The sequence below is a fragment of the Paenibacillus sp. XY044 genome, assembly GCF_002257645.1.
Taxonomy (GTDB): Bacteria; Bacillota; Bacilli; order Paenibacillales; family Paenibacillaceae; genus Paenibacillus_AQ.
Window position 1 is genome coordinate 20,432 of the sequence record NZ_NQMO01000014.1, and the last position, 15,362, is coordinate 35,793.

A 15,362-nucleotide genomic window follows, 5' to 3' on the forward strand; every position below is an offset into this window, starting at 1 on the left:
GAATGGTATAATCCTAATACAAGAATGAGATAGATTGAAATTGAAACTATTCGGTTAGGGAAGAGTGACGGAGGAGAATTTTGGAGCTGGAGGAGCGGTAGCGTCCGCCTTTGTCGCCGGATTTCTACTGCTAATATAGTTCAAATTAAGAAATCTGGGGACAACAGCGGCCGGAAGGCCAAACATTCTCTGTACTATCCCGGAACGGGCATTCTTAAGTTCAATCTATCTACCAAACACCCAAGTCACAACAACAAGGAGAGAACCATGACCATCCAAATCATAAACGGCGATCTATTAGAAGCTAGTGAAAATATTCTTGGGCATCAGGTGAATTGTCAGGGGGTGATGGAGTCGGGGATTGCGAAGATTCTGCGGGACCGATATCCGAACTTATTTCCTGAGTATAAAAAGTACTGTGACCAGTACACGTCTGACGAGTTGCTTGGACACTGCCAGCTGGTGCAGACGGGCGCGAAGTACACGGCGAATCTGTTCGGCCAGCTTGATTATGGGAGGAGCAAAACCCGGTATACGGACTATGCTGCGCTGGAGCAAGCGTTAACCATCCTGAGGACAGAAGCGCAGGCCAAGGGACTGTCTGTCGCCCTCCCGTACAACATTGGCTGCGGGCTGGCGAACGGGGAGTGGAGTGTGGTAGAGCAGATGATCGGGAAGGTTTTTGCAGACTATGAAGTTACTTTGTATAAAATATAGACAGTTATACAAGGCACACCAGGCCAGACTGCTTACAAGCGGTCTGGCTTTATTTTGTGCTCCCTATACTGTGATGGCGTCTGCCCCGTCTGCTGCTTGAATTGGCGAATGAAGTGAATCTCGCTGGCGTAGCCGCTCATTTCGGCATTGGGCAGCTTCAAACTATTTTTGATCCAAATAACCGCTTAACCACGTACACGCACGACAATAACCACGTTACCCGAAGGAAGAAAAATTGTATTGAGCAAATACCATATTGTCAAAGCAGAACTGATAAAAGTCGAAGATTAAAAAGATGGATGTGTGTAATTGGTAACCGGCTCAAGAGTGGTTTACCCATTGATGATCCTGCGTGGTGACGGTGTTTTTATATGCCCGTTATAGCAGTGGTGTGTTGCTTTCGTTATGCAAGAGATTCTATAAATCAAAAGATCAGTTTAAAGAAACCAAGGGCCAATTCCTGCTCTTGGTTTCTTTTTTTAGCTTTATCCAGCGGAGGGAGCTTCTTAATATTTAACTGTTCACTACCGGAGAGCGTTTACGAAGGCCGAGGGCAGTAATGCCAATCCCGAGAAGGGAAGCGGCAATCGGAACCATCATCGCTGTGCGGTAGCCGTCGAGCAGTGCTTGCGGGGATTTGTCCAAACCTGTAGCGCCAATCTGCACAGCGGTCACGACCGCCAAACCGAGTGCGGCGCCAAACTGGAAGGAGGTATTCAATAAACCACTGGCGAGCCCCTGCTCTTCGTCCGCTATTCCATCCGTGGCGGCGATGGTTAAAGGTCCATAAGTCAGCGAAAAGGCGAGGCCCGTCAGGATCATCGTCGGGAACATCGCTGCATAGGTCCAGTCCAAACCGATAGGAAGAAAAAGGGCGTAGGCTAACGCAGCGAGGCAGAACCCGCCGAAAATCACCGGAATATTGCCGAAACGGTTTACCAGCTTGGGGGTCAGGGTAGGTGCGAGTATGGAATCGACACCGACGGCGAGCAGGGCAAGACCTGTTTCAAGAGATGACCAGCCGCGCAGTTCTTGGAGGTAGAGCACCGTCACGAACTGGAACCCGAAAAAAGAGCCGGCAAACAACATGGCACCCAGGTTTGACCGTACGAGTGAGCTGGCAGAAAATATGCCAAGGCGTACCAAGGGGGAAGCCGAGCGTCGTTCAATCGTTGCGAAGAGACCGAAAAGCAGGGCACTGCAGGCCAGGATTCCGGCAGTCCAGCTCCAACCCAGGTTGGAGGATTCCACGACAGCGTAAACCAGAAGCAGCATGGCCGCCGTGACGCTAACTGCTCCGGCCAGATCGAAGCCTTTGAAGGAGGCCTCCGGCCGATCAGAGGCCGGTATGAGGCGAATCGCGGCTAGAAGAATCACGAATGCCAATAGAACCGGACCAAAGAAAACCAAACGCCAGCTGATCTCACTTAAGATGCCGCCAACCACAAGACCGAGTGAAAACCCGGCGGCTGCTGTCCCGGCATAAACGAGCAGTGCCTTGTTACGCGCAGTTCCCTCCGCAAAGCTTGTCGTGATGATGGATAAGCCGGCCGGAGTCATGAACGCAGCGCTAATGCCTGTAACAAACCTGGCGGTGATCAGCATCCATCCTTCGGTCGATAATCCGCCTAGCCCGGAGAACGCAAAGAAAACGGTGAGCCATAGCAGAAACATTTTTCTGCGCCCGAACAGGTCGGCTGCCCTGCCTCCCAGCAGCATGAAGCCGCCATACCCCAGTACATAGGCGCTGACCACCCATTGCAGCGAACCGGTCGACATGCCCAGTTCAGCACGGATCGAGGGCAGAGCCACGCCCATCATCGACACGTCGATCCCTTCCAGAAAAATAGCGCCGCACAAAACGAACAATAAGCCCCAGGAAAGCTTGCCGGAACTTTGAGACGTTTGACCGTTTGCCTTCATTCGATATGTCCTCCTCATTATGAATAATCATCCATTCCGGAACCGGCTCGATCGGGTCTGCCGATTTCCTTATTGGCACAAGGAGATTATGTATCATATAATCGAGGAACAGAAGTACGCACTTTTTTGTGTCATTTTCACCAAAAAGTAATATAGGAACCAAAAAGTACCTATTTTGATCGGGGGAAAAATGCCATGAAAACGAGTATGCCACAAGCTATTAATATACCTATAGAAGCGACCCTGGAAGTCATCGGTGGGAAATGGAAAACGCTCATTTTATGCCATTTAACCTATGGAGCGAAACGAACGAGCGAGCTAAAAAAATTGACCCCGGGCATCACGCAAAAAATGCTGACTCAGAGCTTAGAGAGTTGGAGGAGGATGGGGTCATCATCCGGACGGTATACAACCAGGTCCCGCCAAAAGTCGTTTACGAATTGAGCGAGCTGGGCCAATCACTCCGGCCGGTCATCGATGTGATGTGCGAGTGGGGAGAGCGGTACATCCAGGGATCGACCGAGAAGCAGGCAAGCTCGAACATGTGACGTAAGCGGCGGAGAAACTAAAAAAAGAGCTCAGCAACCAAGGGGGCCACTGAAGAACTACTGTTTTTCTTCTCTTCGGCGGCAGGTCCATAATCGAAAAAGACATCTACCCGATTTCTGGGGGAGATGTCTTCTTTTTTTGGTCCTATTTGGGGATATCAACTTTAAATTTCAACCCCAAATATTTAAACATAGAGATGGGATCAATGGTTCACCAGTTCATTGATCTGGCGCATCATATTGTCCTTGGTACCACAAGGTTATACAATTCGGCATAGGGACATAGCATTAAGGTTTGTTGTTACCTAATCATCCGCTCACCTGCTCTCCATGATGCCTTAATCGAACGGCACCTTTTTTTCATGAGACGGACTTTTTCAGTGGCCTCCTTAAATAGCTGAGCTGGGAGTCTTGTTAAAGGAATTACAATTGCTCTGTGAAGCAGAAGAGGCTATACATGTTTTGGAACCAAGAGCAGGTTGCTTTTGGTTTTTTTAGCATGAGCATGCTACCTCATCGTATTTACGTTGCATATTAATCGAGCCCAAGTATAATAAGAATGAGAATCAGTCTCATTTATATGTACATGATAATTTTCTTCAAAGACTATGAACAAAGATAAGGATCAAAATGATGAGGAATCTAAGCGAGTTCAAAATGAAATTAGTCCATTCAAGGTTTGAAATTATCGAATCCACAAAATTTCCGGAGGTACCGGAGTGGGCAAATGGGGATCGAATATTGACTCATCAGATGGTCCTTTTTGTCATGATGGGAGACGGAGGGCTATTTCACAATGGACAATACGAAGCATTGGAAAGAGATGCCCTCTACATGTTTATGCCGGGCGATCGAGTTCAGATATGTGCTCAAGGGGAGAAACCCATTCAATTGTATGGGGTCTCGTTTGATCGATATGCGCTGACCAACAAAACTACAAATCGAATGGAGTATGCGAGGGAGGACTTTTTCCCTTTGCAGGGCAGAGTAAAGACGGTTGGAAATCACACATTGCGTATTATAGCTTTGCTCATATCACTGCAGGGAGCCAAAACAGGGGAACCTAGACATTTTCAAGGACAACAACTCCTGCTTGAACTGCTGGATGGATTGTTAGAATGTACTCCAACTAAAAGTGGAGATGCGGCGGTGAGGCTGCAAGAGACCATTGAATACATGCTGGACCATTATCAAGAAAATATTCAAATGAGTGAAATTGCCGCATTAGGTCAATTCCATCCGTCGTATTATTCTCAAATATTCAAGCAGATCATGAAGAAAACTCCAATAGCTTTTATAACTGACCTCAGGATCAATAAGGCGAAAGAGCTGCTGCTGACCACGAAGAAGCCCGTTTCTGATATTGCAGCAAGTGTTGGATTCAATGATGAGTTTTATTTCAGCCGGCGTTTCAAAAGAAAGAGTGGGTATTCGCCAAGCGTTTTCGCTCGAAAAAGAGAAATGACAACGATATCACTTTCTTCCCCATATTCGGACCATTTATATACGCTTGGACATATCCCGCGGGCTGCGCAAATTTATCGATCGATACCTATGAAAACGCAGGAACTCCATCTTCCGGAACATGCCTCTGATCCATGGAATGCCGGCAGAGAGATTTTTATGAAAGTTAAACCTGATCTCATTGTGTGTAAAGACAATGTGCTCGCCAAGGCGCAAGAACATATTAATGACATCGCTCCGATCGTATCGATTCCGTGGTCAAGCCAGGATATTTATCAACATATGCAAACTATTGCTGGACTCGTTCATCGGCAGGAATCTGCGAAGCATTGGTTGGAGGAATATGAAAGAAGAGCGGAGACATGGCGGAAGAAACTCCGCGGTTCGGTCGGTAGTCCGACTGTTGCTTTATGTGTTTGCAGAGGGCGGGAACTCAGAATGTATGGAGCCAGAAACATCGGCCATGTGTTCTACCGGTCTTTAAATTTGGCTGCACCGGATCGAATTTCAAGACAAATGAAGCGCTATCCGGCGGGAACGGGATTTACGTGGACCTCGATTTCCCCGGATGAAATTCAGTATTATGAAGCGGACTTTTTATTTATTGCCGTAGAAAATGCAAGTGATAAGCAGCGTGTCTTTCATTGGATGCGTTCTAATCCGTTTTGGTCAAGTCATCCGGCTGTCCGTAAACAAAGGGTTACATTCATTAATTGGGAGAAGTGGATGATGTATTCTCCATCCGGCATCCAGTCGCAGTTGGATGAGGCCGCATATCTGCTCATGCTGCAGAGATAGAGGCAAAATCCAAAATTTATTCATCCGTTCATCTAAAAAAACTTCATGTACTTACATGCCTGCACACTTATAATGAAATGAGAACCATTATCAGTTAGTGGGAAGGGTTTAAACAAATACTTATGGAGAACAGGAAAACCATTGTATTCGGCTTAGTGCTGATTGCCAGCCTTTCATTTCTGGCATTCAGTCTATTTTTTACAATTTCATATGGAGCTAAAGATTTAACATTATCTACGGTTTGGTCTGCTGTTTTTCACTACAGTCCAGATTTAACCGCTCATCAAATCGTTCATGAAATAAGGCTTCCCCGGGTACTGGGTGCGGCATTAGTGGGCATGGCGTTTGGAGTAGCCGGGGCAATGATGCAAGGAGTTACTCGGAATCCAATGGCTGATACCGGAATATTAGGCGTGAATGCTGGCGCTACTTTTATTGTCGTATTATGCTTCGCATTTTCACCGAATATATCCTATTTATCGCTTATCGTGTTTTCTTTTGCAGGTGCCGCATTGACTACCATCGTCATCGTCGCCTTAGGGGCACTGGCTCCTGGGAAATCAGATCCCTTACAATTAACCGTTGCCGGAGCTGTGATTGCCGCTATATTGCATTCGTTAAGCACAGGAATCGCTATCCATTTTGCCTTGAGTCAGGATCTGGCCTTTTGGTATGCAGGTGGGGTAGCGGGCGTCACCTGGTTTCATTTGCGATTTCTCGCCCCCATTGTGCTCATTGTAACGTTTTTCGCAGCAATGATGGGTCGATCCATTAGTTTTCTGTCACTGGGCGACGAAACGGCGACCAATTTGGGGCTGCGTGTACAACTGGTTCGACTATTAGGATTGATCGTCGTCGTACTGCTTGCTGGAGTTTCCGTTTCTGTCGCGGGAGCGGTCAGTTTTGTCGGGTTGATCGTTCCGCATATTGCCCGAAAACTCGTAGGCGTCGACTACCGAAAAATTATTCCGATTTCAGCTGTCTTGGGAGCCGTTCTGCTGGTCTGGGCAGATTTCGCTGCCCGGATGGTCAATCCACCAAGAGAATTTGCGCTAGGCGCCATGGTGTCTTTAGTAGGCGTCCCCTTCTTTCTTTATCTAGCTCGTAAAGAAAGGAGAGAGTTATAAGTTGAAGGTCGATGATTATTCACAACTTAGAAGGAAGCGGGCCATCCTTGTTTCTCTAGTGTTTGCTTTCATCGGAATCGCTGTCATATTTATCAGCTTAAATACAGGATCTATTCGTCTCTCGCCATCCAGCGTGATGAATGCACTGCTAGGTTATGGAACGCCAGAAGAAAGAATGATCCTGTATGATTATCGACTGCCGCGCATTATCATCACGGTGCTTGCCGGTTCCGGACTTGGAGTTGCTGGCGCGGCATTTCAAGGCGTATCTAGAAATTCCCTTGCAGATCCAAGTGTTCTAGGCATCAATTCCGGCGCTGCTTTTGGTCTTATGATTTACTTTACCTTTTTTAGAACCATGGAAGGTACAGCAACATTATTCATTCCGCTATTCACGTTGCTTGGAGGCTCTGTCATTGCAGGCATGATCATGTTGCTGGCTTACGATCGTTATCGAGGCTTATTGCCGATTCGAATGATCCTGGTTGGCATTGCCATTGGGGCGGGATTTAATGCACTTACACTTCTACTATCACTACGACTGGACGAGGACTCTTACGCTTTTGCTGCGCGGTGGCTAGCCGGGAATGTGTGGGGAAGGGACTGGATTCATGTTTGGACATTACTTCCCTGGATAGCCGTGTTTATACCGCTGATTTATTATCGTTCGAGCACGCTTGATTTGCTTACGATGGGCGATGAAACCGCCGAGGGCTTGGGAGCCAACGTGAACACAAACCGATTTTTACTGCTTGTGTTTGCGGTAGCGTTATCGTGCGCGAGTGTGGCTATGGTTGGAGGAATCGGCTTTATTGGCTTGGCATCCCCTCATATTGCCAGACGGCTTGTCGGTCCGAGTCATAGGCACTTTCTGCCGGTTTCAGCCATGATTGGGTTTGTTATTCTAGTGCTCGCCGACACCATCGGCCGCTCATTGTTTCAACCCAATGCCGTTCCGGCCGGTGTAGTCGTCGCGGCGATCGGGGGACCTTACTTTCTGTATTTACTGTTCAGCAAGAAAAAATAATGGGATGATCGATTCGGAGGATGAAGCATGAAGATGAGAAAAATAGGTTGGGTTTGGGCAATGGTCCTGTTGATTGGGGTGTTATCGGCTTGCGGGGCGAAGACAAGCGAAGAGAAAGGAGCTGCTCCTTCCTCAGGCGCTGCGTCGCAGCAGGCCGCTTCGGATGAATCTGTTCAGCACGTCGATCCCAACGCGAAAATCGCATCGATGTCGATCCACATGACCAATAACTTATTGGCTTTAGGAATCAAGCCGGCAGGGTCGGCCATCGGCGGAGGCGTTGGAGACTTTCTCCCGCACGTGAAGGATATGCTTCAGGGAACGGTGAAGCTGGGGGTCGTCGGGGAGTCCGATATGGAGGCTGTTTTGGCTCTCGAGCCGGATTATATCTTCATCGAAGAGCAATTCGGTGGGCAAGACCGGGCCAAGCTTGAAAAAATCGCACCTGTCGTCAGCATGGATTTGGATCAAGGCACGTGGCGGGACCAATTGAAACAGGTTGCTTCCGTCGTGGGAAAGGATCAGGAGGCAGACAAATTCATACAGGAGTATGACGAGAAAACGCAGCGGGTGCGCAAATTAATATCGGATGAGCTTGGAGAGAAGGCGAAGGCGATGGCGATTCGGGTATCGGCAAAAGAGATTAGAGTCATGAGTACCAGCCGACCCGTTGGTCCGATCATGTTCCAAGACCTGCAATTAACCCCGGCTAACGGTGTAGAAAAAATTGCGGATGGAAAACCGTATGAGGTTATTTCTAAAGAAGTACTGCCCGATTTCGATGCGGATGCGATTTTTCTGATCGTGAATGACGACGGCAATGCCAAAAAAGCCTACAGCGAGCTTGAGAAGAACCCGCTCTGGAAAGGTCTCAAGGCTGTGAAAAATAATCATGTTTACATATTAGATGGACAAAAATGGTTGGATTACTCCTCACTCGGACAAAGCATGGCTATGGATGACGCCGAACAGCTATTTTCAAAATAATATTCTTTCGGAAATTTCAGTAACCGAAAAGGAACCCCGCTAATGAAGCGGGGCTCCTTTTATTTTTCCGAATGATCATTCTACCCGGGTAATACGCAATATGGACAGTGGGTTTACATTTATCTACTGTTGAAATACAAAATAATAGCGGCGACCACGAGGACGCAAAAAAGAGTGAAAAACGTAATTTTCCATCCGCTGCGCGGGACCTTGCCGCTAATGCTGCCCGTCTCCCCATTGACCATATACCGATAAGTCTTCTCTTTGTATGTGTAAGAAGCATTCCAAAGCGGAAGCAGGATATGCTTGTAGGTCTGCTCGGAATATTGGGTATCGATGCTCAGGTTGCGCAGTTCATCCCCGCCGATTTGCCGGCGTATCGAATCCTCGAGGCTGTCGTCCATCCGTGAAACGGCGTCGTTCCAACCTTCTCGGAGGGGGACGGTATACCTTTCCGCCACAAAACCGCTTAAATATTCTGGCTTATAAGGTAACAGGTCTTCCAGGCTGAAATCGTCAAATTGCTCCATGAGGCGGGTGTCGTGTTGTTTGGAAGCAGGAACAAGCACATCGTTGAAAAACCGATCGTAAGAGCCGGATGTCCAGTGCCACACGGTGTACCGAACCTGCTCCTCGTAGGTCTCCGTTTTTCCGTCAACGGTGCGGGTACGCGTTTCGGTCCGGTAGTGATAGGTTCCCACCTCTGCCGAGTAGTCGGAATCGGTCTGGGCATCAAAGGTCCAGAAGGGGACATAAATGCCGGAAACACTCGAGCGGGTTTGCTGCTTTTTGAAGGCATTGGGCACGAACCATTTTTTCTTCTTCCACTTCAGGAACAGGGCGTTAGCCTCATCCTTCGAGATGTGAAAAGGGATGACGGATTCGGGCCGTATGCTGTCCGGGTCACCTTGGGGAAGGACCTTGGGGGATCCGCAAAATGCGCATAGAGCCGCAGTCTGCCCTGCAGGCAAGAGCATCTGGGCTCCGCAATTTTCACATTGCACCGCCTGATGCTCGGTCCCCCAGTCTTTCAAGGCTTGGTTTTGTTCATCCGCAAAATCCAGCTCATATTCGGTGGGCTCGGTCGGATAGCGGGACTGTTCAATGGGAGCCAGGCTTCCGCAATAGGTGCATTTCATCTGCTGGGTTTCGGTATCAAAAATCATTTGCGCCCCGCAGCCCGAGCAGGGGAACCGAATGGGTGCCTCGACTGACATAAGCGCTCTCCTCTACACTTTATTGCCGCAGCTCGGACAGAATTTCATCGCGCTGCTCAAGCTGCCTCCGCATTCCGAGCAAAACTTTTTCTCCGGCCGCGGCGTACCGCATTCCGGGCAAAATTTGTCGGAGGTTTTGAGTCCGTGTCCACACTGGGAGCAGGGTTCGGTATCGGCGGTGGCCGCCGGATGGGCAGGCGCGGCAGGCTGGGGTTCCGCAGCATCCCCAGAAGTCTTCATCGCTTGATTGAACATTTGCCCCATGGCCATGCCCGCCCCGAGACTTGCCCCAGCGCCTGCGAGCCCGCTGTCGGGATTATTGGCTGCATCGCGAAGCGATTCGGCAGCCTGAAACTTCATGTACTGATCGAGATTGCCGGCAATGCTCATGGAAGACTTCCGGTCGATCATTTTTTCGACTTCTTCAGGCAAGGAGATGTTTTCGATAAAAAATCCGGACAGGGACAGCCCCATGGCGTTGAAGTGGGTTTCCAGCTTGGCCCGGAGGGCGGAGCTCAGCTCGTCGTACTGCAGCGCGATATCCATGATCGGAATTTTGGCCTCGGCAATCAGGTCGCTCAGACCGGACACGATCACCGACTTGAGATAACCGCCGATTTGATCCGAACCGAATGAGGACTGGGTCCCGAAGATTTCCTTCAGGAACAGGGCCGGGTCTTGTACACGGAATGCATAGCTGCCGAACCCCCGCATCCGGATGGCTCCAAAGTCCGCATCCCGCATAATGATCGGGTTGGTCGTTCCCCATTTCTGATCCGTGAAATTACGTGTGTTTACAAAATACACATCCGCCTTAAACGGCGAATTGAATGCATATTTCCATGATTTTAGCGCTGTCAGCACCGGCATATTCTGTGTGCTTAACGTATACGTGCCGGGACCGAACACATCGGCAATCTGACCCTCGTTCAGGAAAATCGCGGCCTGCGATTCCCGCACCGTCAGCCTGGCGCCCATCTTGATCGCTTTGTCGTATACCGGAAACTGGTGCACGATTTCATTGGTGTTGTCCGTCCATTCGATGACTTCGATAAATTGGCCTTTAATAAAAGAAAACAAACCCATCGTTCAACCTCCATCTTCATTCCATATAGAATGAACTAAAGAAATGAATGTCATAGCCCTCTATTGGGCCGTTATAGCAGGAAGTTCAATGCCAACTTTAGTTCAATCTATACAATTATTCCTATTATACGTGAATCGGGTTGATCCGTCTCAACGAATCGGTGAGGTTTCAGCACCATATGCCACAAATGGACAAAATCCACGGAAGGAGGGGGAGGGAATCGGCAAACGTGTAAACAACCAAAGAAAAAGACGATCCGTCATGGCTTCGGCCATGCAGATCGTCTATCTTCGTACCCGAAAGAGCCGGGCTGCGTCACTATTCGAGATACATCCGCTTCAGCTTCGCTTGCTCGTCTTCGCTCAGTCCCAGGCCTTGTTCCAGGAAGCCCTGGATCGAGCCGTATTTCTTGGCCATTTCGTCGAAAGCGGCGTTGATATATTCCGGTCGAACGTCCATTAACGCTTGGATGACTTCAATCGCGTTCTCGTCGGTCAGGTTAAACTGCTTCACCATGGCGTCCACGGCCGCCTTGTTGTACGCTTCGCGGTACTTGTTGCTAAGGAGGAAGTCTTGGACCACGGTTTCTTTCGGAACGCCGAGCGCCAGCAGCATCAACGCCGAACCGAGGCCGGTACGGTCCTTACCTGCGGTGCAGTGCTGTACGAGAGCAGCGGATGCCGGGTCCAGCATCATATCGAACAATTTCACGTAAGCCGAAGGGGAGTCGACCATGTCGCGGTTGGCGGCGATCAGCACGTCGCCGGGTTTGCCCATTTTTTCGAATTCGCCGCTGGCCATGAAGCTCATGAGGTCGGTACCGCTGCCGGACTGGCCGAAGACCGGGTTGCGGACATATGTCGCGCCGGGAATCGCCGGATCGGGCTTGGACTTCACTTCATCGTCCGTACGATAGTCCACGATCGTCTTCAGGCCGCTCTTCTGCAAATAAGTAATGTCGCTTGCCGTCAGGCCGGCCAGCTCGTCTGAGCGGAACAGCTTGCCCCACTTGACCGTTTTGCCGTCCGTCGTCTTGTAGCCGCCGAGATCGCGGAAGTTGGTGGCGCCTTGGAGCGGCAGCAGGCGCTCGGCGGTCTTGATGACGGCGCCGCTTGCCGCCTTCACTTTAAAGTAAACGCGGCTGCCCGGATTCGGATCCTTGGTTCGCAGACCGCCAAACGATGCGTAGGTCCGGGCAAGCTCTTTCCAGCCGCCGTCCGGACTTTGGCTCCAGTAGATTTTAACCGGTCCCAAATCGGCGGTGGTCTGCCAGTGCAGCGTCAGCGTACCGTCCTTGGCCCGCTCCACGGTAGCCCCGGTAAAGCTGCCTTGCTTGGCATGGGCTTGGATGCCGGATGCGGGCGCTTTGCCCGCTGGCGCGGCTGCACTGGCCATGGCTGCTGACAGCGGCGTAGCCGAAAGCAGCAGGGCCGTTCCCAGCAGAATCGTTTTTTTCATCATCGTCGTTGTTCTCCCCTCTGGACTTTGGAAAATGCATGTTGTCCTCCTTATGATGGGGGAGAAGTGTTGAAATCATGTTATCCGAACATCAACGGAAGGTAAAATCATGTCCGTATTTACATAAATCCCGAAGAAGGTGTCAGATCCGGGTGGACCGAAGGATAGATCTCTTCGCGGAACTCCTTGCTGAATACAGGAAATTCGGCATGGGGGCAGGGGGTTCCCGATCGATGTCGAATAGTTAAATTTGGAAGTAAAAGGAACAGGGGGATGGAAATGAAGGTAAAGCGGATCGTCACAAATATTCACGCCGAGGATCTTGCGGCCGCCCGCGCTTTTTACGAGGACGTGCTCGGGTTGGAGAAATGGATGGACCACGGATGGATCGCCACCTATGGGACCGATGCCCGAATGGATGTTCAGGTCAGCGTGGCATCGGAAGGAGGCTTCGGGACTCCAACGCCGGATCTGTCCATCGAAGTGGACGACGTTGACGAAGCACTGAACCGCATGGTGCAAGCGGGATTTCAGATCGAATACGGCCCGGCAGATGAGCCGTGGGGCGTGCGCCGTTTCTATGTAAGGGATCCTTTTGGTAAACTAGTCAATATCCTGGCTCACGCCCAGGCGTAAAATAACAACAAGGAAGTGTGATACATCCATGATTCGAAGGTTTTTCGCGTACTACAAGCCGTACAAGGGGCTGTTTATCCTTGATTTCGTGTGCGCGGTGTTCGCAGGGCTGCTGGAGCTGGCTTTTCCGCTCGCCGTCAGCCGTTTTATCGATAACCTGCTGCCCGGCAAGGACTGGGCGATTATTGTGGTCGCCTGTCTGGCGCTGCTGGCCATTTACGGGCTCAATATGGTGCTGCAGTATATCGTGACTTATTGGGGGCATATGCTGGGCATCAACATTGAAACGGATATGCGTAGAAAGCTGTTCAACCATATTCAGAAGCTCTCGTTCCGTTTCTTCGACAATCATAAAACCGGGCATTTGGTCGGACGGATCACCAATGATCTGAACGACGTCGGCGAGGTGGCCCATCACGGGCCCGAGGATGTCTTCATTGCGGTCATGACGCTGATCGGCTCTTTTGCGCTAATGGCTTCCATTAACCTGGAACTGGCGCTGCTGACCTTTATCATTATCCCCGTCATGGCCTGGGTCATTATCCACTTCGGCGGCCGAATGACGACGACGTACCGACGGCTGTTCGGGAACGTGGGGAATTTCAACGCCCGGATCGAGGACAATGTCGGCGGTATCCGCGTCGTGCAGTCTTTTGCCAATGAAGAGCATGAGAAGAAGCTGTTCGACGTCGACAACCAGAACTTCCGCCTTACCAAGCTGATGGCTTATAAGACGATGGCGAAAAGCATGTCGGTCACCTACATGATGATGCGTCTCGTCACCGTGTTCGTGATGCTGTGCGGCGCCTGGTTTTTCCTCAGCGGACGGATCGAGCTGGGCGAGTTCATGGCATTCCTGCTGCTGTCCAACGTCTTTTTCCGCCCGATCGAAAAGATCAATGCGGTCATTGAAAGCTACCCGAAAGGTATTGCCGGCTTTAGGCGGTATTTGGAAATCATGGATACCGAGCCGGACATTGCGGATGCCCCGGATGCGGTGGAAATTGATCGGGTTCAGGGCAACATCCGCTACGAAGGCGTCACCTTCGGTTATGATCCGGCCAAACCGATACTGAACAACATCGATCTGTCGATCCGGGCAGGAGAGACCGTCGCGTTCGTCGGTCCTTCCGGAGCGGGGAAAACGACGATCTGCAGCCTGCTGCCGCGCTTCTATGAGCTGGAGGGGGGACGGATTACGATCGACGGCATCGATATCCGTGACATCAAGCTGGATTCGCTGCGGCGGCACATCGGCATCGTGCAGCAGGACGTGTTCCTGTTCTCCGGCACGGTGAAGGAAAATATCGCTTACGGCAATTTGGAAGCTACCGATGCGGAAATTTGGAAAGCGGCGGAGCGCGCATCGCTGGCCGAAGTGATCCGCTCCATGCCGGAGGGCATGGACACGGTGATCGGCGAGCGGGGCGTGAAGCTGTCGGGCGGACAGAAGCAGCGCTTGTCGATCGCCCGGATGTTCCTGAAGAACCCGCCGATCCTTATTTTGGACGAGGCGACGTCTGCGCTCGATACCGAGACGGAAGCCGCGATCCAGAAGGCGCTGACCGAGCTGTCGCAGGGACGCACGACGCTGGTCATCGCTCACCGGCTGACGACGATCCGCAACGCGGACCGCATTATGGTCGTGAATGAGCATGGCATTGCCGAAGAGGGCATGCATCAGGAGCTGATTGCGGCCGGCGGCATATACAGCCGATTGCACCTGGCCCAGTCGCAGCATTCATAATATGGGTTCGTAAGTTTATCAGCGAATATTACGGAAGCAAAAAGGAGCTCCACGATCCTCGTGGGGCTCCTTTCCTTTATTCCTCGTTCTGGGCCAAGCTGACTTTGTGCAGCAGGGAGATCAGCTGATCATGCTCTTCCGGGGTCAGATGCCGGGTCAAAATCCGGTTCGATTCATCCAGGATCGCCTGCAGCTGAGGCCGCATCTGCTTGGCTTTGGAGGTGGGATACAGCAGCTGGGAACGCCGGTCGTCCGGGTCCGGCTTACGCACGATATAACCGGACGCCTCCAGCTGTTTGATAGAACGGGCCGTGGTGGCCTTGTCGAATTTCAACTGCTGGGTCAACTGTTCCTGCGTAATTCCCGGCTGATACAGGATCACCTTCAGGAAGCTGTGCTGTCCGCCGCCGCCCATGCCGTAAGGAGCCAGTTCCTTGGCGAGCCTTTTTTGGTTTTGACGATGGATGTACGAGATCAGCTTGCCAATCGGTTCTTTGTTCGGCATGCATCGGCACCTTCTTTCATCATGAAGTGGGGGGACAACGGGAACGATAAACGCAATTCAGAAAATATTTTATCTTAAAATGGTTGCGTATGCAACTAATATAAGGTACACTGTTACTGCC

Annotated in this window: 13 protein-coding genes and 1 pseudogene; 8 read left to right on the top strand and 6 right to left on the bottom strand. The window is 50.7% G+C overall.

Annotation, left to right across the window (positions count from 1 at the left end; all coding sequences use genetic code 11):
• The first annotated feature begins 267 nt into the window (after nt 1-267).
• Nucleotides 268-717, top strand: a complete 450-nt coding sequence (locus CJP46_RS33135) for a macro domain-containing protein (protein ID WP_094599890.1) — start codon at nt 268-270, stop codon at nt 715-717.
• A 32-nt stretch (nt 718-749) separates the two neighbouring features.
• Here the strand turns inward: CJP46_RS33135 and CJP46_RS37680 are convergent, their stop codons facing one another.
• Both CJP46_RS37680 and CJP46_RS33145 read right to left on the bottom strand, forming a co-directional pair.
• Nucleotides 750-857 carry an AraC family transcriptional regulator gene (locus CJP46_RS37680; protein WP_373558068.1) on the bottom strand — a complete coding sequence of 36 codons (108 nt, stop codon included), beginning with the start codon at nt 855-857 and terminating at the stop codon, nt 750-752.
• Nucleotides 858-1,230: 373 nt separating this feature from the next.
• Entirely contained in the window at nt 1,231-2,640 is a 1,410-nt protein-coding gene (locus CJP46_RS33145) for an MFS transporter (protein WP_094599892.1), read from the bottom strand.
• 207 nt (nt 2,641-2,847) lie between these two features.
• Between CJP46_RS33145 and CJP46_RS33150 the strand changes: the two are divergent.
• The 5 genes and pseudogenes from CJP46_RS33150 to CJP46_RS33170 all read left to right on the top strand — a co-directional run bounded on the left by CJP46_RS33150 (nt 2,848) and on the right by CJP46_RS33170 (nt 8,591).
• A pseudogene (locus CJP46_RS33150) lies at nt 2,848-3,188 on the top strand (winged helix-turn-helix transcriptional regulator).
• Between the two features lie 741 nt (nt 3,189-3,929).
• Entirely contained in the window at nt 3,930-5,450 is a 1,521-nt protein-coding gene (locus CJP46_RS33155) for a helix-turn-helix domain-containing protein (RefSeq protein WP_179281434.1), read from the top strand.
• Nucleotides 5,451-5,572: 122 nt separating this feature from the next.
• On the top strand, nt 5,573-6,577 hold the full coding sequence (locus CJP46_RS33160; protein WP_094599894.1) for a FecCD family ABC transporter permease: 1,005 nt from the start codon (nt 5,573-5,575) through the stop codon (nt 6,575-6,577).
• A 1-nt stretch (nt 6,578) separates the two neighbouring features.
• Nucleotides 6,579-7,604 carry a FecCD family ABC transporter permease gene (locus CJP46_RS33165; RefSeq protein WP_094599895.1) on the top strand — a complete coding sequence of 342 codons (1,026 nt, stop codon included), beginning with the start codon at nt 6,579-6,581 and terminating at the stop codon, nt 7,602-7,604.
• Nucleotides 7,605-7,637: 33 nt separating this feature from the next.
• Entirely contained in the window at nt 7,638-8,591 is a 954-nt protein-coding gene (locus CJP46_RS33170) for an ABC transporter substrate-binding protein (RefSeq protein ID WP_094599980.1), read from the top strand.
• A 119-nt stretch (nt 8,592-8,710) separates the two neighbouring features.
• Here the strand turns inward: CJP46_RS33170 and CJP46_RS33175 are convergent, their stop codons facing one another.
• The 3 genes from CJP46_RS33175 to CJP46_RS33185 form a co-directional block, all read right to left on the bottom strand.
• Nucleotides 8,711-9,808 carry a TFIIB-type zinc ribbon-containing protein gene (locus CJP46_RS33175; RefSeq protein ID WP_094599896.1) on the bottom strand — a complete coding sequence of 366 codons (1,098 nt, stop codon included), beginning with the start codon at nt 9,806-9,808 and terminating at the stop codon, nt 8,711-8,713.
• A 12-nt stretch (nt 9,809-9,820) separates the two neighbouring features.
• Nucleotides 9,821-10,894, bottom strand: a complete 1,074-nt coding sequence (locus tag CJP46_RS33180) for an SPFH domain-containing protein (RefSeq protein WP_094599897.1) — start codon at nt 10,892-10,894, stop codon at nt 9,821-9,823.
• A gap of 319 nt (nt 10,895-11,213) precedes the next feature.
• Nucleotides 11,214-12,356 carry a tyrosine-protein phosphatase gene (locus CJP46_RS33185; RefSeq protein ID WP_256992647.1) on the bottom strand — a complete coding sequence of 381 codons (1,143 nt, stop codon included), beginning with the start codon at nt 12,354-12,356 and terminating at the stop codon, nt 11,214-11,216.
• 276 nt (nt 12,357-12,632) lie between these two features.
• Here CJP46_RS33185 and CJP46_RS33190 point away from each other — a divergent pair, with 276 nt between their 5' ends.
• Nucleotides 12,633-12,989: a VOC family protein gene (locus tag CJP46_RS33190; RefSeq protein ID WP_094599898.1), complete on the top strand. Its 357-nt coding sequence runs from the start codon at nt 12,633-12,635 to the stop codon at nt 12,987-12,989.
• Nucleotides 12,990-13,017: 28 nt separating this feature from the next.
• On the top strand, nt 13,018-14,736 hold the full coding sequence (locus CJP46_RS33195; protein WP_094599899.1) for an ABC transporter ATP-binding protein: 1,719 nt from the start codon (nt 13,018-13,020) through the stop codon (nt 14,734-14,736).
• Nucleotides 14,737-14,812: 76 nt separating this feature from the next.
• On the opposite strand, the gene CJP46_RS33200 is transcribed toward CJP46_RS33195, so the two are convergent.
• Nucleotides 14,813-15,241 (bottom strand): MarR family winged helix-turn-helix transcriptional regulator, encoded by a 429-nt coding sequence (locus tag CJP46_RS33200; protein WP_094599900.1) that lies wholly within the window; start codon nt 15,239-15,241, stop codon nt 14,813-14,815.
• Nucleotides 15,242-15,362: the final 121 nt, after the last annotated feature.